General features: G+C 44.5%; 22 protein-coding genes and 1 tRNA gene. 21 read left to right on the top strand and 2 right to left on the bottom strand.

Annotation, left to right across the window (positions count from 1 at the left end):
- Positions 1-136 precede the first annotated feature (136 nt).
- The 5 genes from BLV50_RS19105 to BLV50_RS19090 all read left to right on the top strand — a co-directional run bounded on the left by BLV50_RS19105 (position 137) and on the right by BLV50_RS19090 (position 3,788).
- Entirely contained in the window at positions 137-898 is a 762-nt protein-coding gene (locus tag BLV50_RS19105; RefSeq protein WP_024629525.1) for a ParA family protein, read from the top strand.
- Positions 891-1,736, top strand: coding sequence for a ParB/RepB/Spo0J family partition protein (locus BLV50_RS19100; RefSeq protein WP_024629526.1), 846 nt, complete (start codon positions 891-893; stop codon positions 1,734-1,736). The genes BLV50_RS19105 and BLV50_RS19100 overlap by 8 nt, the downstream gene beginning before the upstream one ends.
- A 155-nt stretch (positions 1,737-1,891) precedes the next feature.
- Positions 1,892-3,052 carry an aminotransferase class V-fold PLP-dependent enzyme gene (locus BLV50_RS19095; protein WP_090809456.1) on the top strand — a complete coding sequence of 387 codons (1,161 nt, stop codon included), beginning with the start codon at positions 1,892-1,894 and terminating at the stop codon, positions 3,050-3,052.
- A gap of 73 nt (positions 3,053-3,125) precedes the next feature.
- A complete protein-coding gene (locus BLV50_RS33125; protein ID WP_170867840.1) occupies positions 3,126-3,278 on the top strand; it encodes a hypothetical protein in 153 nt (50 codons plus the stop codon).
- 9 nt (positions 3,279-3,287) lie between these two features.
- Positions 3,288-3,788, top strand: a complete 501-nt coding sequence (locus BLV50_RS19090; protein WP_063567383.1) for a DUF4446 family protein — start codon at positions 3,288-3,290, stop codon at positions 3,786-3,788.
- Here the strand turns inward: BLV50_RS19090 and yyaC are convergent.
- Positions 3,763-4,368, bottom strand: coding sequence for a spore protease YyaC (yyaC, locus tag BLV50_RS19085; protein WP_072733930.1), 606 nt, complete (start codon positions 4,366-4,368; stop codon positions 3,763-3,765). The genes BLV50_RS19090 and yyaC overlap by 26 nt on opposite strands.
- Positions 4,369-4,484: 116 nt before the next feature.
- On the opposite strand from yyaC, the gene BLV50_RS19080 reads away from it, so the two are divergent.
- The 4 genes from BLV50_RS19080 to BLV50_RS19065 all read left to right on the top strand — a co-directional run bounded on the left by BLV50_RS19080 (position 4,485) and on the right by BLV50_RS19065 (position 6,106).
- Entirely contained in the window at positions 4,485-4,748 is a 264-nt protein-coding gene (locus tag BLV50_RS19080; protein WP_029880815.1) for a putative Se/S carrier protein, read from the top strand.
- 14 nt (positions 4,749-4,762) lie between these two features.
- A complete protein-coding gene (locus tag BLV50_RS19075) occupies positions 4,763-5,704 on the top strand; it encodes a mechanosensitive ion channel family protein (RefSeq protein WP_090809404.1) in 942 nt (313 codons plus the stop codon).
- A complete protein-coding gene (locus BLV50_RS19070; RefSeq protein ID WP_063567381.1) occupies positions 5,694-5,903 on the top strand; it encodes a DUF951 domain-containing protein in 210 nt (69 codons plus the stop codon). Before BLV50_RS19075 ends, BLV50_RS19070 begins: the two co-directional genes overlap by 11 nt.
- Before the next feature lie 112 nt (positions 5,904-6,015).
- Positions 6,016-6,106, top strand: a tRNA-Ser gene (locus BLV50_RS19065).
- A gap of 432 nt (positions 6,107-6,538) precedes the next feature.
- Here BLV50_RS19065 and BLV50_RS19060 read toward each other — a convergent pair.
- Complete coding sequence (locus tag BLV50_RS19060) at positions 6,539-6,733, bottom strand: YjzC family protein (RefSeq protein WP_053781958.1); 195 nt, start codon at positions 6,731-6,733, stop codon at positions 6,539-6,541.
- Between the two features lie 201 nt (positions 6,734-6,934).
- On the opposite strand from BLV50_RS19060, the gene rpsF reads away from it, so the two are divergent.
- The 12 genes from rpsF to BLV50_RS19000 all read left to right on the top strand — a co-directional run bounded on the left by rpsF (position 6,935) and on the right by BLV50_RS19000 (position 20,880).
- Entirely contained in the window at positions 6,935-7,228 is a 294-nt protein-coding gene (rpsF, locus tag BLV50_RS19055) for a 30S ribosomal protein S6 (protein ID WP_024629534.1), read from the top strand.
- Positions 7,229-7,276: 48 nt separating this feature from the next.
- Positions 7,277-7,765 (top strand): single-stranded DNA-binding protein, encoded by a 489-nt coding sequence (gene ssb, locus BLV50_RS19050; protein WP_063567379.1) that lies wholly within the window; start codon positions 7,277-7,279, stop codon positions 7,763-7,765.
- 56 nt (positions 7,766-7,821) lie between these two features.
- Positions 7,822-8,094, top strand: a complete 273-nt coding sequence (gene rpsR, locus BLV50_RS19045) for a 30S ribosomal protein S18 (protein ID WP_017691433.1) — start codon at positions 7,822-7,824, stop codon at positions 8,092-8,094.
- Between the two features lie 219 nt (positions 8,095-8,313).
- The gene (locus BLV50_RS19040) at positions 8,314-8,907 is read left to right on the top strand and encodes a M15 family metallopeptidase (RefSeq protein WP_090809402.1); all 594 of its coding nucleotides are present in this window, start codon (positions 8,314-8,316) and stop codon (positions 8,905-8,907) included.
- A 731-nt stretch (positions 8,908-9,638) separates the two neighbouring features.
- A complete protein-coding gene (locus BLV50_RS19035; RefSeq protein ID WP_064641983.1) occupies positions 9,639-10,637 on the top strand; it encodes an ABC transporter ATP-binding protein in 999 nt (332 codons plus the stop codon).
- A gap of 4 nt (positions 10,638-10,641) precedes the next feature.
- Positions 10,642-11,574, top strand: coding sequence for an ABC transporter ATP-binding protein (locus BLV50_RS19030; protein WP_063567377.1), 933 nt, complete (start codon positions 10,642-10,644; stop codon positions 11,572-11,574).
- Positions 11,575-11,581: 7 nt separating this feature from the next.
- The gene (opp4B, locus tag BLV50_RS19025; RefSeq protein WP_063567376.1) at positions 11,582-12,544 is read left to right on the top strand and encodes an oligopeptide ABC transporter permease; all 963 of its coding nucleotides are present in this window, start codon (positions 11,582-11,584) and stop codon (positions 12,542-12,544) included.
- Between the two features lie 29 nt (positions 12,545-12,573).
- On the top strand, positions 12,574-13,479 hold the full coding sequence (locus BLV50_RS19020; RefSeq protein WP_063567375.1) for an ABC transporter permease: 906 nt from the start codon (positions 12,574-12,576) through the stop codon (positions 13,477-13,479).
- 19 nt (positions 13,480-13,498) lie between these two features.
- On the top strand, positions 13,499-15,325 hold the full coding sequence (locus BLV50_RS19015; RefSeq protein ID WP_063567374.1) for an oligopeptide ABC transporter substrate-binding protein: 1,827 nt from the start codon (positions 13,499-13,501) through the stop codon (positions 15,323-15,325).
- Positions 15,326-15,576: 251 nt separating this feature from the next.
- A complete protein-coding gene (locus BLV50_RS19010) occupies positions 15,577-16,467 on the top strand; it encodes a D-alanyl-D-alanine carboxypeptidase family protein (RefSeq protein WP_090809400.1) in 891 nt (296 codons plus the stop codon).
- A gap of 165 nt (positions 16,468-16,632) precedes the next feature.
- Positions 16,633-19,053: a S9 family peptidase gene (locus BLV50_RS19005; RefSeq protein ID WP_256337998.1), complete on the top strand. Its 2,421-nt coding sequence runs from the start codon at positions 16,633-16,635 to the stop codon at positions 19,051-19,053.
- A gap of 234 nt (positions 19,054-19,287) precedes the next feature.
- The gene (locus BLV50_RS19000) at positions 19,288-20,880 is read left to right on the top strand and encodes an MFS transporter (protein ID WP_090809395.1); all 1,593 of its coding nucleotides are present in this window, start codon (positions 19,288-19,290) and stop codon (positions 20,878-20,880) included.
- The last annotated feature ends 46 nt before the right edge of the window (positions 20,881-20,926 follow it).

Below are 20,926 nucleotides of genomic sequence, written 5' to 3'. Positions count from 1 at the left end.
AGTGGCATGAACAACGTAGAATAGCACCATGAAGAAACGGTAGTTGATGTTTGTGTGGATGATAGCCACCTGCTTTTTGTTAACTGTAGCTCACAACCTACAAGAAAAGACTCCTATTTTATTTGAGGTGAAGTAATTGTCTAAGATTATGGCCGTAGCAAATCAAAAGGGCGGTGTGGGGAAAACGACGACATCTGTTAACTTGGGTGCAGGACTGGCTTCGCTCGGGAAAAGGGTATTGCTTGTCGATATTGACCCCCAGGGGAATACAACCAGTGGAGTCGGAATCAACAAAGCAGATGTGGCCAATTGTATATATGATGTCATCATTAATGAAGTTCCCCCTCAGGAAGCGATTGTGGAAACTCAGATTGAAGGCCTTCATATCATACCTGCAACGATTCAGCTTGCCGGAGCCGAGATTGAACTGGTATCCACGATATCACGGGAAGTTCGCTTGAAAAAATCACTCGCCATGGTGAAAAAAAACTATGATTACATACTGATCGATTGTCCACCTTCTCTAGGCATGTTAACGATCAACTCGTTGACAGCTTCAGATTCGGTGATTATTCCGATTCAGTGTGAGTATTATGCGCTCGAAGGGTTGAGCCAATTGCTCAACACGGTACGTTTGGTGCAGAAACATCTGAATACATCCCTGCAGATTGAAGGGGTATTGCTGACGATGTTCGACGCTCGTACGAATCTGGGCATTCAAGTGATTGAAGAAGTGAAGAAGTATTTTCAACAAAAGGTGTATCAGACCATTATTCCGCGCAATGTGCGGCTTAGTGAGGCACCTTCTCATGGTCAGTCTATCATTACGTATGATCCTCGATCCCGAGGGGCTGAAGTTTATTTAGAGCTCGCAAAGGAAGTGATTTCTTATGAGTAAGCGGCTTGGAAAAGGTCTTGATGCCCTCATTCCTTCGCTTTCAATTAATGACGATGATAAAGTCGTAGAAATCCCGATTAGTCAACTGCGGGCAAACCCTTACCAACCTCGTAAAGTATTTGATGAGGATGCGATACATGAACTCGCTGAATCAATCCGTCAACATGGTGTTATACAACCTATTATTGTAAGACCTGTTTTGAGAGGTTATGAGATCATTGCTGGTGAACGTCGTTTCAGAGCTTCCCAATATTGCGGTAATGCCACTGTGCCTGCCGTAGTTCGTAATTTCAGTGATCAGCAGGTTATGGAGATTGCTTTAATCGAGAACTTGCAGCGGGAAAATCTGAATGCGATGGAAGTTGCAGTTGCTTATCAGGGGTTGATGGACCAGTTTGGATTAACCCAAGAAGAGCTCTCCGTAAAAGTGGGTAAGTCACGTTCTCACATCGCTAACTTCCTACGTTTGTTATCATTGCCGGAAGAAGTGAAGGATCATGTTTCACGTGGAACATTGTCAATGGGGCATGCACGTGCTATCGTCGGTGTTAAGGATGAAAGCCTTGTGAAGCAGCTGGCAAAACAAACTATTGATCAGCAGTGGAGTGTACGTGAACTGGAAGAGGCTGTTCAACAATTGGATCGTTCCAAAACGGGTGAAGCGAAAGCCAAATCCAAGTTGAAGAAAAAAGATCCATTTATTGATACATTGGAAGAGTCTTTACGTGAACGGTTCAAAACAACGGTGAAAATTAAGCATAACAAAGATAAAGGCAAAATTGAGCTCAACTACTACAGCAAACAAGATCTGGAGCGACTGTTGGAACTGTTGCAATAATAGTCATGACTCCATGATCGATGAACAACATGCGGGGCTTTTTCATGTGATGACATATCGCCTCTGTACCATGGAGAAACGATATGTCATTGTTTGTTTATAGGGAATTTTTCATCCAAACAGAACGATCAATTAGGGACAGGGGTGGTCATGAGGTGGAGGGAGTTATCTATCTGGATCATGCAGCGACATCTTGGCCTAAGCCACCTGCTGTCGGGGAAGCCATGATGCAGGCTCTGGATGTGGCAGGGGCCAACCCAGGCAGAGGAAGTCATCGGATGGCTGTACAGGCGAGCCGAGTTGTATTTGGTGCCAGAAAAGCGTTATCCACTCTTTTGGGTGTTCGTAATGCCAATGATATTGCACTGGGTTCTAATACCACAGAAGCTTTGAATCTAGCTATTCAAGGGTGGTTAAGAGAAGGCGATCACGCCATTGCTACGATGGCTGAACATAATTCAGTAAGACGGCCCTTGGAGTACATGCGCAGATCTCGTAATGTAGAGGTTGATTATGTGCCTGTTAATGCAGCCGGGGAGATCGATCTGGTCCAATTCGCACGCTTGTTTCGTTCCAATACAAGATTGGTTGTCTGCACGCATAGTTCGAACCTACTGGGGAGTATTCTGCCCATTGGTGAAATTGCACTGATGTGTCAAAAACACCAGGTGACTTTGCTTGTTGACGCTGCTCAAAGTGCTGGAATTATCCCTGTGGATGTGAAGCAGCTTGGCATCGATATGCTTGCCTTTCCCGGGCATAAAGGACTGTTGGGACCGCAGGGAACGGGTGGGCTGTACATCGCTCCTGAGCTGGATGTGCAACCATTGCTTCACGGAGGGACAGGAAGCCAATCCGAGGCGATTGAGCAGCCACTTGTTCGTCCTGATCGCTATGAGGCAGGTACGCCGAATACCGTGGGTATAGCAGGTCTAGCAGCCGGAGTGCAGCATGTGCTTGAACTGACGCCTGAATTCATATATAAACAGGAGTGGGATTTGACTCAGCATATGATGGATGGGTTATCATCAGTACAGGGGATTCGAATGCTTGGTCCTGAAATTGGACAGCCGCGCACCGGATTGTTATCCTTTACTGTTGAAGGATATGATTCGGCCCAACTCGCTTTTCAATTAGACCGAAATTATGGCATCGCTGTGCGTTCAGGTTTTCATTGCACACCACTTGCCCATGAGTCGGCTGGCACAACGGCAAGTGGGGCTGTCAGAGCGAGCGTGGGATATAGTACATCAAGAGAAGATGTCGATGCGTTGATCGAAGCAGTTATCGAATTAACAGCATCCAAATCTGTATGAAGCAACCCTAATGAAATGTGAATTTCAATCGCTTGAATAAGCAAAAAGCAAAAGAGGCAAGAAGCCAAAACGAGTGATTAACCGTAGGGGTTATCTGGTGAATAATAAGGGTAAGCTTGAGGGTTATATTAGTGCGTTGGATGGCTTTTCTTGGCTGAATGGATCGATGATGTGGAGTACGTTTGAAGCTACAAACGTTAACCTGAACAAACCAACAGAGGGGTAGTTGCACTACATGGCTGAATTAAATGAGCTGATTCTGGAACAGCTGATATGGATTATTGGCGGCATGGCATTACTTTTGGTGATTTTGCTTATCATAAGTATTGCTCAAGGCGCAAAGCTACGGAAGTTTAAACGGAAATATGAGGCCATGATGGCTGGCAGTGGAGTGGAAGATCTGGAGTCGCTGTTAATCAATCTGAAAATTCAGATGGACAGCATTGAGGATGAGCATACACTGCAAACGGATCAGTTAAAGACTGTCATGCAGAAGCTGACCCGCATCCAGGGTAAAGTGGGCGTGAAACGGTACAACGCTTATGGGGAGCTTGGCAGTGATCTGAGTTTCTCCATGGCGATGGTTAACGATAGCCAGGACGGTATGGTACTGACTGGTATCTATAATCGAGACGGTTCCTATGTATATGCTAAACCTCTTAAAGGGGGAGAGTCCACGTATACTCTTTCCCCTGAGGAAAAGGAAGCCATTACTCTGGCACAGCAAGCAGAGTAGAACGGGTATGCCATTCGCGAATGGCGGAGTAGAGACTGCTGGATATAATCTCGGACATGCGCATGACGAGACTGAGACGTGTGTTCTGCAAAACAAAGTATTCCATAAAGCCGCCGACGTTAACGATACCTGTAAGATGGATATCGCCGACCGGCGGTAATTCTTTATTTACACCCGCTCCTGGTTTGAGAGGTCCATTCACGACCTGGATACACCCAACACTCGAAGACTGTCCGAGACAGGCATCAATACCGATCACATAAGGGTTGTGATGTGTGGTGTGTATTTTGTGAAGGGTGTCCTGCAGGTTCATCGCATGTACGGGTTCATCCAATGTGCCATAGAGATGAAATAGAGGGCTGTCCCACTTGGCAAGCGACGAGCCGACGAGCGGGCCAAGACAGTCCCCAGTAGAGCGATCTGTACCGATACAGACGACAACTACATTTTGCAAAGAATGGGCTTTATAGAGATGAAACATTAAACGATGAATGATGGCTGAGTGAATGCCTGGATCTGTATGTGGGATTTTCAAACTGGCCATGTCTTGAGCTGAGAAGGAATGCGAAATGGGATTCATAGGATCTATCCTTTCCCTTGGAATAGTAGTAACAGTATATGGAAGGATAGAACGTTTTATACTTCGTGGGGACAAGCTTTTTCAAAGGGATGAATGTATCGTGAAAGGAGCCGGACATGGACGAGTGGATAGATGATTGGATGCTGATTGCTTTTGATTCCACCCAGCAGGCGCTGCGGGCAGAAATGCTGCTGGAGTTTGCCGAGATTGAGATCGACTTATTTCCTACCCCAAAAGAGATCACAGCGGGCTGTGCTCTATGTATTCAGTTTCCAAAAGAAGATCTGGAGAGAGTGAAACAAATCATTCGTAACGAATTTGTGGAGATCCGTGGCCTCTATTTCAAAACCGCTGACAGCTATGATAACATACCCATGTAGAGGAGGTTTGATCTATGTTGCCATTTAAGTTTGCTGAGGGTAATACTAGCCCGGATGTGAAAGGAACAATAAATAGTGCAGTTCGCTGGACAGACCAATTATGGGATAAAGTCGCTGATGCAGATATGTGGTTTAATATTCTGTTCAGCTCAATCCGCATCGTTATTATTTTCATTATTACGCGTATTGTGATTAAGATTGTATCTCGTATTATAGATCGCACGATGGCACGTAAGCAGGAAGGTAAGATTCGCGTCAATCCGCGGAGATTTATAACGGTGGGAGAGTTGATGAAAAATGCGACCTCCATAACATGTAATTTCATTATGATTCTGTTACTGTTATCTGAGATCAACGTGAAAGTTGGACCATTGTTAGCGAGTGCGGGAGTACTTGGACTGGCTATCGGTTTTGGTGCCCAAGGATTGGTGAAGGATGTTATTACGGGTTTCTTCATTATATTGGAGGATCAATTCGCGGTGGGCGATGTTATTCAAACAGGTACCTATAAAGGAACGGTTGAGGTCATTGGCCTGAGAACAACCAAGCTGGTTAGCTGGCAGGGTGAGGTGCACATCATTCCAAATGGTACGATTGCAAGTGTAACTAATTACTCGATGTCTAATTCCCTTGCAGTTGTGGACATTCCCATGAAGGGTGAACAGACCCTGGACGAGTCAGTGCACTTGGTGAAACGAGCTTTGACTGGGATTGAGGATCGAGATCTGAACATCGTTAAAGTACCTGACGTGCTTGGTATCCAGTCGATGTCTACCTCGGAATATGTGGTTCGCATTGTTGCTGAGTGCTTGCCGAACTCCAGGGCATCTGTAGAGCGTCAAATTCAGAGTGATGTGAAGAAAACACTGGAGTATCATGAGATGAGCAATCAGGCAGCATTAGAGCAAGCAGCGGCTCAGGAGAAGGATGAGGGGGATGGCATAGGTGGAGCGTAAAAGTTTCCAGCTTGGGGACATTGTGCAGATGAAGAAGCAGCATCCATGTGGCAGCAATGAGATGGAGATTATTCGAATGGGCATGGATATTCGCATCAAATGTGTAGGATGTAAACACAGCGTATTAATTCCCAGAGCGAAATTCGAGAAAAACATGAAAAAGGTACTTCGTTCGACAGAGGATTCGTCTGAATCCTAATGAAAAAATGCGGTAATGTTTACTCTTTTCGCACTCCATAATAACGTTTACATGTAGGCATAGCTTAAGTATTGCGTTCTGTAAATGATCATGCTATAATCATTATTGCTGCGGAAAGGTACCCAAGAGGCCCAAGGGGGCTGACTCGAAATCAGTTAGGCGTGTCACAGCGTGCGTGGGTTCGAATCCCACCCTTTCCGCCACTAATAAATCTTGCTTGAAAAATTGTTTTGAACAACTTACTCAACGTGTGTTGAGTTCTATACATGCAAGAATACATGCAAGAAGACCTTCCAGCTGGAAGGTCTTCTCTTATTTTTTTTGTTGTCTAATAACTCTCCTTGATTGAAAAAACAAAGAGCCCCTAAGGGCTCTTCATTCGGCGATGCATTCGGTTTGTTAGGAAACAATCGGTCGTAACGATCAGAAACTTGGTGTACTGCAAGTAGCAATACTCGTGCTTCAGACAAAGGCCTTACACACAACCATCTTGCTTCTTAAATTACGTGATGAATCTCCAACAGTGAATGTTCGGCTTCGTTGTCCAACGGAACCACACCTCTCTCGTGCATCGCCTGATTGTATTATGTGCATTAGTACGTTTTATATACAGCAGTCTGAAAAAATCTTTACGCTTAATGGACGCGGGCTTTGGTAAGCTTTTTCCACTTGCGATTCTGATTGCTTGTTTCAGGGAAAGCTTCTCCCTTTTGGAGGGTTACCCGTTTCGGATTGTTAATCTCCGTATGAAAGCTCTTCTCACCAACCTCGGTGTACTCACCATCGTTTGGAGCTTTGTCTCCTGGTTCAAACTCGGTTCTTTCACCCATGATAAAACCTCCTCGGCGTAATGGATTCCAATGTTGCTTCTGTAGTGTGCTCCATTGGAGTTATGATCATGTGTAATAAGAAGAGGGAACGTTTGCTTGCATTGAGACATCATATTTGTTATATTAATATAGTTCGAGTTTGTGCTCGTTCCTTGCTCTCAACATAGATTGAGGGCCAGAGTCCATAAGGAGGTGAAAATTATGCGCAAATATGAAGTGATGTACATTATTCGTCCTGATGTTGAGCAAGAAGTTGTTCAAGCTACAGTCGATAAATTCCAAGGCATCATCTCCAACGGCGGTGGTGAAGTTACAGCTCACGACGTTATGGGTAAACGCCGTCTTGCGTATGAGATCAAGAAATTCCGTGATGGTGTTTATGTTTTGGTACACTTCACTGCTGAACCAGCAGTAGTTACTGAACTTGAGCGTCTCATGAAGATTTCTGACGAAGTAATTCGTTATCTCATTACAAACGACGTTAAGTCTGCTTAAGACAACTCGTGATCAATGCACCAATACGCTCTGAAGGAGGGGATTACATTGTTGAACCGTGTCATTCTGATCGGCCGGTTAACCCGGGATCCTGAGTTGCGTTATACTCCAGCTGGAGTAGCAGTTACGCAATTTACTTTGGCAGTGGACAGACCGTTTACAAGCCAAGGTGGAGAAAAGGAAGCGGATTTCATTCCGGTCGTAACCTGGAGACAGCTTGCTGAGACTTGTGCAAACTATTTGCGCAAAGGACGCCTAGCTGCAGTCGAAGGACGCATTCAAGTACGGAATTACGAGAATAACGAAGGAAAACGTGTATACGTGACCGAAGTCATTGCCGATAACGTCCGTTTCTTGGAGTCAGCTAACCGTGATAATAACGGTGGCGGCGGTGGTGGTCAACCGATGCGTGAAGAGCCTTCTTACGGAGGCGGCGGGCGCGCGAACAATAACAATAATTCGCGTAGCAACAATCAGGATCCTTTTTCCGATGACGGAAAACCGATTGATATATCGGATGATGATTTGCCATTTTAACGTGAGCCGATACTCTAATGAGATATGGGTTACATGATAGGAAAGGACTGAAAAGCATGGGCTTCAAGCAAAGAGAAGGCGGAGACAACGATAAAAGACCGGCACGTCGTGGCGGCCGTAATAAACGTCGTAAAGTGTGCTTCTTCACAGCTAACAAAATTACTCACATCGATTATAAAGATACGGACTTGCTTCGTAAATTTATCAGCGAGCGCGGAAAAATTTTGCCACGCCGTGTAACAGGTACTAGCGCTAAATATCAACGCATGCTGACGATTGCCATCAAACGCTCCCGTCAAATCGCATTGCTACCATACACAACTGAGTAGTCTTACTCAGCATGGATACAAAGCAGTCGGCTTATAGCCGACTGCTTTTTTGCATCTAAAAATAATTAAGGTTGGTTCTCTCCTGGTAATTGGATTTCGCAAAGAGCTGCGGCGATAGAAGCAATTAAGGCGTAAATGATTTATAATAGAGTCTATTATATTGCTGATATCAGATAGCGTGAGTATAAACGAATAAAGATTTCACCATCAGGAGAGAGCATGAATACATCCAAACGTAAAGTAAAACAGAGACGCAAGAGTAGTCTGCGATTTTGGATCGTAGCTACGTTTTTGCTTTCCATTATATATGTATGGTTACAGCAAAAAGGAGATACCTATGATATTTGGCCACGGACCAATGTACAAGAAGCAGTGCCGATCACTGGACTTCACCCGGTAGTCGCGGAAAGTGAGAAGTTGTTGGTTCGAAAGGCAGCTAGACGAGGAATTGAAATCGTGATTACACATGATTTTCGCAGCATTGATGAACAAGATGCTCTTTATAATCAAGGACGCAACATTGCCGGAAATATCGTTACCAACGCCAAAGGGGGAGAGTCCTATCACAACTATGGTTTAGCCATTGATTTTGCTTTGCGGACTCCTGAAGGAGATGTGGTGTGGGATATGGAACGTGATGATAACGGCAATGGAAAGCCAGATTGGCTGGAAGTTGTGGAACTTGCCAAAGAACTAGGGTTTACGTGGGGAGGAGATTGGGATAACTTTCCGGATTATCCTCACTTGCAGATGGACTTTGGATTAAGCATCAACGATTTGAAGCGTGGGAAAAGACCTCCGGTTACGCAGTAATTACAATATTATATATACATCTATATGTATAAATATTAGAAAAGCCTTGCATTTTGCAGGGCTTTTTGCTTGCTTTTGTAAAATAAATGATAAAAGATGACAATTTGTTCTTTACATAAGCGATTAAATGAAACTATACTATAATAACTAGAAATTTAACTTCAATCCTTTAGTAATATCTAAATCACACCTCTAAAAGCACAAAATTTGGCTAGAAACCAATTTCACTTCCAAACAAAATATTTCCTCTACAATTCCCTCATACCTAACATAATAGTTTGTTATATCTATATTTATAACATTTAACTACACATACTGTGTAATGCTAATGTCATGTATTTAGATAATCGGTATTTTTAAGATTCAAACTCTACCATTGAAAGTATCTGACTGGCTCTGAAATTCCTTGATCTATTCCCTTTAAAGTATAACTAATACCCAGAACTGTGCTATAAAAAACATTTATACCATAAATCTCAAAATAAGCATTGACGTCACCTAAATTTACACGTATGATTACATTAATTATTTTGCTTTATTATCCCGCTAGGAATTGTCAGTATTAATTGACCAACGGTCTAAATAGCAGTGTGAAAAATGGATTCTCCTAATGATTTGGTATTTTGTATACACTTTCGTTCGTTATCTTCAAGAACATGGAAATATACAGTGGATGCATTCTTCTACACATGAATACAGTCCGCAGAAATTATGGGGTTAGGGTGATTGATTTGAATACAGAGCTATTGGAAGTCAGAAATCTAACTACATCATTCAGAATTGAAGATGACTATTATGCAGCAGTTGATCACGTTAATCTTACGGTTAAAAAGAATGAAGTATTGGCTATTGTGGGAGAATCAGGATCAGGCAAAAGTGCCTTTGCTTTTTCAATTATGGGCCTGCATAACAAAGCCAAAATTGATGGTGAAATTCTGTACAAAGGGCAGGATATAGCGAATATATCTCCCAACAAGTTAAACAAACTCCGCGGTAAAGAGATGGGGATGATCTTTCAGGACCCACTTTCCGCATTAAATCCTCTGATGCTGATCGGTGAACAGATCGAAGAGATTCTGACACTGCATCAACCCAAGCTATCTTCGAAAGAAAAGAAAGACAAAGTAATTGATTTACTCAATCAAGTAGGGATTCCGCGTCCCGAACAATTATACAAGCAGTATCCTCACGAATTATCGGGTGGTATGAGACAGAGAGTTGTTATCGCGATTGCGATTGCCAATAAACCTGAATTGCTGATTGCCGATGAACCAACGACAGCGCTTGACGTTACAATCCAACTACAAATTCTGGAGCTTATCCGCGAATTGAAGAACGAGATTAACGCAGGAATCATCCTGATCACGCATGATCTGGGTGTCGTTGCCGAGATGGCTGATCGCGTGGCAGTTATGTATGCAGGTGAAATTGTTGAGATTGCCGATATCTATACTCTAATGACGGATGCCAAACATCCATATACACGGTCTCTACTAAACTCTATTCCTACCATTTCTGAAGAAAAATCGAAGCTTCATGTCATTCAAGGCATTGTTCCTTCACTGAAAAACCTTCCTCGCCAAGGGTGCCGATTCAAGGCCCGAATTCCATGGATAAGTGATTCGGCTCATGAAGAAAACCCACAGATGCATGAAATTGCGCCAGGTCACTTTGTACGGTGTACCTGTTATCAGCACTTTCATTTCCCTGATCAAGCTGAGGAGGAATAACATAATGGCATTACTCGAAGTAGAAGGACTAAAAATTCACTTTCCGATTCGCGGAGGGTTGATCAAGCGTGAAATTGGTAACATCAAAGCGGTTGATGATGTGAGCTTCTCCATTGAGCAGGGTCAAACGTACGGCCTTGTAGGTGAGTCAGGCTCAGGCAAAACGACTACGGGTAGAGCCGTTATTGGCTTAAACCATGTGACGGCCGGGAAAATTCTTTTCGATGGAAGAGATCTGGCTACAGAGCGGCGGAAAGATAGACAACTACAGCGTGATGTGCAGATGATCTTTCAAGATCCGTACTCTTCGTTAAATCCCAAGAAGCGTGTTATCGACATCATTGCTGAGCCACTCCGTAATTATGAACGGCTGACAGCTACGGAAGAGAAACGCCAGGTCCGAGACCTTCTGGAGAAGGTTGGATTGAGTCCCGAATCGATCTATAAGTATCCTCATGAGTTTTCCGGGGGGCAGCGGCAACGGATTGGCATCGCTCGTGCGATTGCATTGAAGCCGAAGCTAATCATCGCAGATGAGCCAGTATCTGCGCTCGATGTATCTGTACAAGCCCAGGTGCTCAACTTCATGCAGGAAATTCAAAAAGAGCTGAATCTGACCTACCTGTTCATCAGTCACGATCTCGGCATTATCCGTCATATGTGTGATCAGATCGGAATTATGTATAAAGGTCGATATGTGGAGCAAGGCACAACGGATGATATTTTTGAGAATCCACAACATATCTATACCAAGCGTTTAATTGCAGCCATTCCGGATATGGACCCAACCAAACGTGAAGAAATGGTAGCCTTCCGTCAGCAGGTCAAATCCGAGTATGAAAATTCATACCGAAATTTCTTTGATGAGGAAGGGCTGGCATACTCGCTCCAATCCATTTCCGATACTCACCGAGTAGCTCTACCTCAGAAAGGTTGAAGACCATATGTGGAAAACGATAGTACGCAGAATTATCATTATGATCCCTCAGATCTTTTTGCTTAGCCTGTTGGTCTTTCTGATGGCCAAGGCGATGCCTGGGGATGCACTTACCGGATTACTCGATCCGAGTATTGATCCAAAAGCGCTGGATGAACAGCGGGAACGACTGGGATTAAACAATCCTTGGTATGTACAGTATTGGGATTGGATCAAAAATGCTGTACAAGGCGATTTCGGACAATCTTTCCGGTTCAAAATGCCAGTATCTGATTTGATTGGTCAGCGTGTAGCCAATACGTTCTGGCTTGCACTGGCGACACTGGTGTTTACTTATCTGATTGCCATTCCACTTGGCATTATCAGTGGTCGTTACAACGATACCTGGTCTGATCGGTTGATCACAGGTTACACCTACTTGGGCTTTGCAGCCCCGTTGTTTATCTTCGCACTGGTGATGTTATGGATTTTTGGATTCCATTTTGGCTGGTTCCCAACCGGGGGAAGCGTGGAACCTGGACTTACACCAGGTACATTCAGCTATATAACAAGCAAATTCTATCATTTGTTATTACCGTCACTATCCATGGCATTAATTGCAACGGTATCTACCGTCCAATACTTGCGTAGTGAAATTATCGATATCAAGCATAAGGAATTCGTTCTTACTGCGAGAGCCAAGGGCGCCTCGGAATCTCGGATCTACAACAGACATATTTTAAGAAACTCCCTGTTGCCGATTGCCGCATTTTTCGGTTATGAGATTACGGGACTTATCGGAGGTACCATCTTCATTGAGAGCATATTCAGTTATCCAGGTATGGGACAGTTGTTCCTGAATTCTATTTCTCTTCGGGATTTCAGTGTAGTAACTGCACTCGTCTTGTTATATGGCATAGCTACAATCCTAGGATCGTTGCTGTCTGACATTATTCTGGGTATTGTTGATCCGCGTATACGGATCAAGTAAGAACTTGAAGATTTCGGGGTGAAAATAAGATGAGCAAGGCCAATGATGTCGTTATAACTTCACAGAAAATTGATAAGAGCCCCTCCAGCTTGAGTATCTTGTGGCGGGAGCTTGTCAGAGATAAGGTGGCACTAATCTCGCTCATATTTTTGGGACTGGTCATACTGCTGGTCTATGGTACTTCTTTGATCCTGGATCAAGCTGAAATTGTTAAGGTAGATTTATTTGCTTTGTATGAGCCGCCTTCCGCGCAGTATTGGCTGGGAACTGATTACGGTGGTCGTGATGTTTTCGGACAACTGATCATCGGTACACGTAACTCTCTAACCATTGGTATTATCGTCACCTTAATGACTGGTTGTATAGGTATCCTGGTTGGTCTGTTATCCGGTTACTTCGGTGGAATGATCGATAACTTGTTTATGCGCGTTGTTGATTTCTTCATGATTCTTCCGATGCTGATGATTGTAATCGCGTTTGTTACTGCAGTACCCAAATATAATATTGTATCTTTCTCATTAATCATGACAGCTTTTCTCTGGATGGGGATTGCCAGGTTGATCCGCTCCAAAGCATTACAGGAACGGGAACTGGACTATGTAAAAGCTTCAAAAACATTAGGTTCGTCCCATCTGAAGATTATGCTCTCACAGGTACTTCCTAATCTTAGCTCCATCATCATCGTAACGATGACGTTGAATCTCGCTGCCAACATTGGCCTCGAATCGGGTCTGTCCTTCTTGGGATTTGGATTCCCGGAAAGTACACCAAGTCTTGGAACACTCGTAAGCTATGCTCGTAATCCGCAAACACTGGAATACAGATGGTGGATATGGCTACCTGCGTCAGTACTTATTCTGGTATTGATGTTGAGTATAAATAATGTCGGACAGGCCCTGAAGCGTGCGACTGATGCAAGACAAAGAAGAGGTTAAAAAAAGGGAGGAAAGGTTCATGAAAAAGGGATTATTTTCACGGGGACTATTTTTCACGATGATGTTGGTCTTCGTACTTGCGCTTGCGGCGTGCTCGGAGAAAGAGGCGGCAACACCAACGCCTTCTACGAACACAGGGGAAAAGAAAACAGAGGAGAAGCCTACTAAAGAAGAGGGCGTTTACTCTATCGAAGATTTCAACAACGTCAAAACGAATGAAGGCACTGCAATTGAGGGTGGGTCCATCACATATGGACTGGTATCCGATACTGCGTTTGAAGGAACGTTGAATTTTAACTTCTACTCCGGTAATCCGGATGCAATGGTTCTGCAATGGTTTGACGAAGGTTTGCTGACTTGGGACAAAGACTATGTGTATACCAACGATGGTGCAGCAACGTATGAAACATCGGAAGATGGCAAAACGTTCACACTGACCATTCGTGATAATGTAAACTGGCATGATGGCAAGCCTGTAACGGCTGAAGATTTGCAGTTTGCTTATGAAGTTATCGGTAACAAGGCTTATGATGGTCCACGTTACGATTCCAACTTTACAAGTGTAGTAGGTATGGATGATTATCACGCTGGAAAAGCAAAAACGATCTCTGGGATCAAGGTTCTTAGCGAAAAACAAATCAGCATTACGTACAAGGAATCTACACCTTCCTTGCTGACAGGTGGCGTATGGACATATCCACTGGCTAAACATATCTTCGGTGATATGGATGTAGCGAAAATGTCTTCTTCCAAAGAAGTACGTGAAAAACCAATCGGTTTTGGTGCATTTAAAGTGGAAACAATCACTCCAGGTGAGTCTGTAACTTTCGTTAAAAACGATGACTACTGGCGTGGAGCTCCAAAACTGGACAAAGTGACTTTGAAAGTAATCAACCCAACAACGGTTGTTCAAGAATTGAAATCTGGCGGGGTAGACCTCGTGGATTCATTCCCGACAGATCAATATAAAGACAATGCCAATATGTCCAACGTTGAATTCCTGGGTGCAATCGATCGTGCTTACACCTATATCGGTTTCAAACTGGGCACATGGGATGCTGACAACGGCAAAGTTGTAACAAATGCTGAAGCAAAAATGGGAGATAAGAATCTGCGTAAAGCCATGTGGATGGCTGTAGATAACGATCAAGTGGGCAAACGTTTCTATAACGGTCTGCGTTGGAATGCAACAACATTGATTCCGCCGTCTCACCCAGAATTCCATGATTCTAACAATCCGGGTGTTGCATATGACCCAGAAGCAGCGAAAAAATTGCTGGATGAAGCAGGTTACAAACTGGATGGTGAATTCCGTACGAAACCGGACGGTTCCCCACTTGAAATTAACTTTGTATCGATGACAGGTGGCGACACAGCTGAACCACTGGCACGTTACTACGTTCAATCGTGGGCAGCAATCGGTCTGAAAGTAAACCTGGAAATGGTAGAGTTCAACAATTTCTATGACCGTGTAGGTAACACAGGTAAAGATGATCCAAATATTGATGTATATCAAGCTGCTTGGGGCGTAGGTATTGACGTAGATCCAGCAGGTCTGTATGGCCGTGATGCACTGTATAACTTCTCCAGATTCTCTAGCGAAGAAAATGACAAATTGCTCGCACAAGGTGTATCTGCTGAAGCGTTTGATGTAGACAAGCGTAAAGAGATCTACAACCAATGGCAGCAGTACATGGTTGATGAAGTTCCTGTATTCCCGACATTGTACCGTGCTGTTGTAGCACCGGTTAACAAACGTGTAATGAACTATGCGATTGGTGACGGAACAGGTTTATATCTGAATGACATTCAAGTTAATGCAGATAAAGCGGTTGTAGCAGAGTAATAAAATAGCATTAGCAACAATAAGGATTGGGGTCCTTTTAAGAATTCGGTTGCTAGATCTAATTGAAAAGATTCTTCTAGGTATGAATAGAAAAAGTCTTGTAAAACATGGATTCCGTACACTCTGGCATGGGGGTATGGGGTCCATGTTTTTTTGGTAACAAAAAAATAAAAAAAATTTAACTTTTTTTATAAAAATTGCAGACAAAATGCCTCTTCACTTCGTCTATATCTGTAAGAGGTGATTTTCCGATGAAAAAATGGTGGATACGGGCAGGAATGCTGCTGGCTCTACTGGTTATTATATATTTGGGTGTAAAACCGGACATGCTGGTGGGCAAACCGGGGATTAAAGCTGAATCTGCTGTATTAATGGATATGAACTCTGAGCAGATTCTAATCAACTTTAACGGTTCCGAAGAAATTGCAACGGCAGGAATCAGTAAATTGATGACAGAACTACTTGTAATGGAGGCCGTGATTAACGGAGAGTTGCGTTGGGACGACCCTGTTAATATCAGCTTGTATGCAAGCTCAGTAGGTGGCAGCCACCTGGGTTTGAAACAAGGGGAGCAATTCACTGTGCAGGAGCTATTCCAGATTGTAGCCGTCTATTCCGCGAATGATGCCGCTATTGCTCTGGCTGAACATATCAGTGGGACAGAGCAGACTTTTGCACAAAAGATGAATGAGAAGGCAACCGAGATCGGACTGTCTGACAAGACGGTGTTTACGAATGCAACAGGTTTAAGTGAAAAACTACTTGGTCCGAGTCATCCGAAGGAAATACAAGGGCAGACCGTAATGACCGCCGTAGATGCATGCAAGCTTGCACGTTATCTGCTGAATAACTACCCCGAAATATTGAGAGTTTCCAGCCAAATGCAGGTGTCGATGCACCAAAAAGGAATGTACATGAGCAACACCAACTGGATGCTGTCCTCTATTGGCGGACCCTATGCTTACGATGGAAACGATGGATTGAAGACCGGATATGATGAGGATTCCGGCTATCACTTCGTTGGAACGGCTGAGCGAAATGGCAAGCGACTGATCTCCGTTGTACTGGGTTCGGATAGTCGTGAGGGACGTTTTATCGAGACACGAAAGCTATTCAATTATGGTTTTTCCAGTTCAAAGTAAGGGTTATTCGAAATTTACATGACATGTTACACAATCAATGCTCTGGGATGGAAATTCGAGGGGTGTTCTACGCTGTTAACCTATGGTGGATCATGGTAAAATGATTTACGTATAATTCCAAATTATCGTGTAATTCACTTTAAAGGGGGAAATAACTTGAACGTAGTGAGTAAAAAAGTATATGCTCTCACGCTTACCATGGCGATGTCAATCGCTCTGATTCAACCAGCGGTCCAGGCTGCAGAATCGGTGAAGCCTACGGCGACAGTCGCTGAATCCATTGCTTCGAAAGCAACACAGACACTACAGCAAATGGGATACATAGATGGCACAACAGATGGAATGAAAGAGTCACAAACGCCAATTACTCGTGCTCAGGCCGCAATCATCCTGCAGCGTGTACTTAAACTGGATGCTCCAGCGTCTCTTACAGGTTTTGCAGATGTATTGGCTAAGGATGAAGCTGCTCCTGCCATTTACGCACTGAAGCAAAGTGGTCTTATTCAAGGGCAAGCCAAAGGATATGCACCAGATGCACCTCTCACAAGAGCACAGATGGCATCGTTGTTTACTCGGGCATTTGAACTGAAGGATAATGGCATTCAGGTTGTATACAGTGATATGGCGCAGATTCCAAAGGTACATACGGAGGATGCAATTCGTCTGAAGCAGCATTTTATTATTGAAGGCAGTGCGTTTAACGCCAAAAATTCAGTGACCCATGGTGAGTTTGCTGATGCGCTGTACCTCGCTCTTGGACTTGATGTGCAGTCAGAAGGTCTAACACCTCTGGAAGACTTCTTCAAACAGCCGGCTCAAGCAGGATTCCAGATGTCTCCGGATGGTAAACATCTGGCTTACATGGAGCCTTGGAACAACCGAATGAATATCGTGGTGAAACAGAATGGTCAGGACAAGTCGGTACGTATCACGAGTGAGACTGAACGCAGTATAGCGGGATTTGTATGGGCGACAAAGGATAAGCTGTTGTATGTAAAGGATGAAGCAGGGGATGAGAACTATCATATTTATGTAACGGATATTGATGGTAAGAACAGCAAGGATCTGACGCCATACCCGAATACAAGAGCGATCCTGGTAGACTCCCTGGAGAATATTCCGGATGAAATTCTAGTAGGTATGAACAAACGTGATCCACGGATCTTTGACGTGTACCGGATTAACATCAAGACAGGTGAGGCTGTACTTGCTGCAGAGAACCCGGGCAATATTACTGGATGGCTTACGGACCATGAGGGTAAAATTCGTGTGGCCATATCGAGTGATGGTAATGTCTCTTCGTTAATGTATCGTGAATCAGAAGATAAACCATTTGAGAATTTGATGACCACCAAGCTCGGAGAAACATTTGCTCCAGTGATGTTCACGTATGATAACAAAAACATCTATGCTGTATCCAATTTAGAGCGGGATAAAACAGCGATTGTCGAATATAGCCCAAGCAGCAAAAAAGTAACGAAAACCATCTATGAAAACAAGGATGTGGATGTATCCAGTTTCGTTCCTTCTAAAGAAAAAGGCACAATCCTTGCAGCTGTCTATGAGACGGACAAGGTTAACTATGAATACTTCGACAATGATTTCAAAAAATTGATGCAGGATATCCAGGCGAAAGTTCCGGGTAAAGAAGTAAGCATTTCAAACATAAGTGAAGAAGGTCAGGTTCTGTTCGTTGCGTATAGCGATAAATCCATGGGTACGTATTACTTCTACGATTCCAAGACAGGTAAGCTGGATAAATTAGCTGACGCCGCACCTTGGATTGATGAGAGTAAAATGTCGGATGTAAAACCCATTACGTACAAGTCACGTGACGGTTTAACCCTTCATGGTTATCTGACGCTCCCGCAAGGAGCCGAGGCTTCCCAATTGCCACTGGTTGTTGTTCCGCATGGTGGACCATGGGCCCGAGACTCATGGGGCTTCAATCCCGAAATTCAATTTCTCGCAAGCCGTGGTTATGCCGTACTACAGGTGAATTTCCGTGGCTCTACTGGATACGGTAAGGAATTCCTGGATGCGGGCAACAAAGAGTGGGGTAAAGCGATGCAGGACGATCTCACAGACGGCGTAAATTGGCTGGTTGAAGAGGGAACGGTTGATGCGAAGCGTGTAGCTATCTACGGTGGATCTTATGGTGGATATGCAGCTCTGGCAGGACTGGCATTCACACCAGAAGTCTATGCAGCAGGAATTAGCTATGTTGGACCATCCAATCTGTTCACGCTGCTGGATTCACTGCCACCTTACTGGGAGTCGGAGCGCAACATGTTCTATGAACGTATGGGTGATCCGGAGAAAGACAAGGAGCTGCTGACAGCTGTCTCACCACTGTTCCATATCGACCAGATGAAAGCCCCATTGTTCGTGGTCCAGGGCGCAAATGATCCGCGTGTGAAACAGGCTGAGTCTGATCAGATCGTGGAGGCTCTGCGCAAACGTGGAGTAGATGTGCCATATATGTTAAAAGCCAATGAGGGACATGGCTTCGGCAATGTTGAAAATCAATTGGATTTGTATCGTGCAATTGAGAAATTCCTGAATCGCCACTTGATGCAGCAATAGTAGTTAAGTTCAACAATAAAACCGTCCCACGGGTTCCATCGAACCTGAGGGACGGTTTTATTTGGTGGAGCAGGGAATTGAATGAGGTATCCAAGCATATTAACAAATTGACATATGTAATTATTCTGTTTTAAAATGACCAGTGAGTCATTATTGTTCGGTTCGGTTTAATATATATGTATCATTACAGCCTTACGCTACTGGATTGCAATCTGATCGAGGAGGAAACATGTAATGCAAAAACAAATGAAATGGCCGCTTATCCTATTTGCTATCGGGGTGTTTATGGCTGCGCTGGACAACGGGATTATTACGTCGTCTCTGACGACTTTAAATGCGTCGTTTGGCGTGTCGCCGACGTGGGGAGCATGGACAATCACGCTTTATACGCTCGGACTTGCGGTGAGTGTGCCCATTGCAGGTAAACTCTCCGACCGTTATGGACGCAAGAAGCTGTTTCTTATTGAAGTGGCTTTGTTCGGAATTGGATCTTTGCTCGTTGCACTAAGCACATCGTTTACGTTTTTCCTGATTGCTCGTGTCGTCCAGGCGTTGGGTGGTGGCGGGATTTTTATCATAGCGAGCTCTTATGTATTAAGCAAGTTCCCAGCGGAGCGTCAGGGCACAGCCTTGGGTCTTCTGGGAGGTATGAACGGGGTTGCGGCGATTCTAGGGCCGAATATCGGTGCTTTTATCCTCGACATTACGGGGAATTGGCATTGGTTGTTCTTAATCAATGTACCGATCGCCATTTTGCTGTTTATTGCAGGCATCCGTTATATTCATGAAGAACAGGAGCTGAGCCGTAAGGCGGTGGACTGGAGTGGTATCGCGGTCATGACGCTGGGTGTGCTCAGTCTGATGTACAGCTTTAGCAATCTGGATGGCGTAAATATGCTGCAAAGTCTTGGCTCACCGATGTTCTATGGCTTCTTCCTGGCAGGTGTGGTCATTCTGGTTCTCTTCTACTTTCTTGAAAAAAGGCTGGAAGGATCACAACGTGAACCTGTTGTATCTACACAGCTTCTGGGCATTGCGTCCTTTCGTTGGACGCTGCTGATTGCCTTTTTCTCAGGAGCCATTCTGGCATCCGTGATCTTCATTCCAGGTTTTGTTGAGCAATACCTCGGGGTATCCAACACAGCCTCCGGCTACTGGTTTACACCGCTTGCTCTGGCTTCAGGCATTGGTGCAGGTGGTGGCGGTTATCTGGTTGACCGCAAAGGGCCAATCTGGACGTTATCTGTAGCCGGATTGCTGTCGGCTATCGGCTTCCTGCTCTTCCCGCTGTGGGTAGAGCATATCTGGCAATTCGTGATTGCGAGTGTACTTGTGGGGATTGGCTTCGGTATGATGCTGGGAGCTCCAGTGAACGTGCTCGTTACTGAGCAAGCGGGTGAGAACAACAAGGGCATTGCGGTAGCGACCAGTTCCTTGTTCCGTCAGATGGCTATGGCGATCGCGCCAACCATTTTTGCCGGTTTCCTGGCTCGTGCCTTCTCCAACCTGGGCTCCAATATTCAGCAGGGTCTCACAGATCAGGGCATCCAGGTGCCGCCCGAAGCGCTTCAACAATATGCGTCTGGCGGCGGTGCAGCTTCAGGAAGCGATATTTCCAGATTAACCGAAGGACTATCCCAAATTCCTGATCCGGGCATTCGAGATGTGTTGCTACAGGCTCTTCATCAGACAATCGGCGAGGGTTATAGTGGACTGTTCTGGTCTGCGGTTATTTTCAGTGTACTCACGCTGGTCGCTGCGTTTATTACAGGGCGACAGCGTCATAAAGAGAAGAGGAATCGGGTGGAGACAGCATCAACAAACTGAATGGATGGACATTCCACATGAAGAGAACAGTGCACCTTTTGCCAGT

This window comes from Paenibacillus sp. 276b (assembly GCF_900107875.1).
GTDB lineage: Bacteria > Bacillota > Bacilli > Paenibacillales > Paenibacillaceae > Paenibacillus > Paenibacillus marchantiae.
Note: the sequence above shows the minus strand (reverse complement) of the source record. Positions and strands in the feature narration are given on the sequence as shown.

What these genes read in the sequence shown, in the direction of transcription:
- BLV50_RS19100 (WP_024629526.1), top strand. Translation starts at nt 891, where the DNA reads ATGAGTAAGCGGCTTGGAAAAGGTCTTGATGCCCTCATTCCTTCGCTT.
- BLV50_RS19090 (WP_063567383.1), top strand. Translation starts at nt 3,288, where the DNA reads ATGGCTGAATTAAATGAGCTGATTCTGGAACAGCTGATATGGATTATT.
- yyaC (WP_072733930.1), bottom strand. Translation starts at nt 4,368, where the DNA reads ATGAATCCCATTTCGCATTCCTTCTCAGCTCAAGACATGGCCAGTTTG.
- BLV50_RS19080 (WP_029880815.1), top strand. Translation starts at nt 4,485, where the DNA reads ATGGACGAGTGGATAGATGATTGGATGCTGATTGCTTTTGATTCCACC.
- BLV50_RS19075 (WP_090809404.1), top strand. Translation starts at nt 4,763, where the DNA reads ATGTTGCCATTTAAGTTTGCTGAGGGTAATACTAGCCCGGATGTGAAA.
- BLV50_RS19060 (WP_053781958.1), bottom strand. Translation starts at nt 6,733, where the DNA reads ATGGGTGAAAGAACCGAGTTTGAACCAGGAGACAAAGCTCCAAACGAT.
- rpsF (WP_024629534.1), top strand. Translation starts at nt 6,935, where the DNA reads ATGCGCAAATATGAAGTGATGTACATTATTCGTCCTGATGTTGAGCAA.
- rpsR (WP_017691433.1), top strand. Translation starts at nt 7,822, where the DNA reads ATGGGCTTCAAGCAAAGAGAAGGCGGAGACAACGATAAAAGACCGGCA.
- BLV50_RS19040 (WP_090809402.1), top strand. Translation starts at nt 8,314, where the DNA reads ATGAATACATCCAAACGTAAAGTAAAACAGAGACGCAAGAGTAGTCTG.
- BLV50_RS19030 (WP_063567377.1), top strand. Translation starts at nt 10,642, where the DNA reads ATGGCATTACTCGAAGTAGAAGGACTAAAAATTCACTTTCCGATTCGC.
- opp4B (WP_063567376.1), top strand. Translation starts at nt 11,582, where the DNA reads ATGTGGAAAACGATAGTACGCAGAATTATCATTATGATCCCTCAGATC.
- BLV50_RS19020 (WP_063567375.1), top strand. Translation starts at nt 12,574, where the DNA reads ATGAGCAAGGCCAATGATGTCGTTATAACTTCACAGAAAATTGATAAG.
- BLV50_RS19015 (WP_063567374.1), top strand. Translation starts at nt 13,499, where the DNA reads ATGAAAAAGGGATTATTTTCACGGGGACTATTTTTCACGATGATGTTG.
- BLV50_RS19010 (WP_090809400.1), top strand. Translation starts at nt 15,577, where the DNA reads ATGAAAAAATGGTGGATACGGGCAGGAATGCTGCTGGCTCTACTGGTT.
- BLV50_RS19000 (WP_090809395.1), top strand. Translation starts at nt 19,288, where the DNA reads ATGCAAAAACAAATGAAATGGCCGCTTATCCTATTTGCTATCGGGGTG.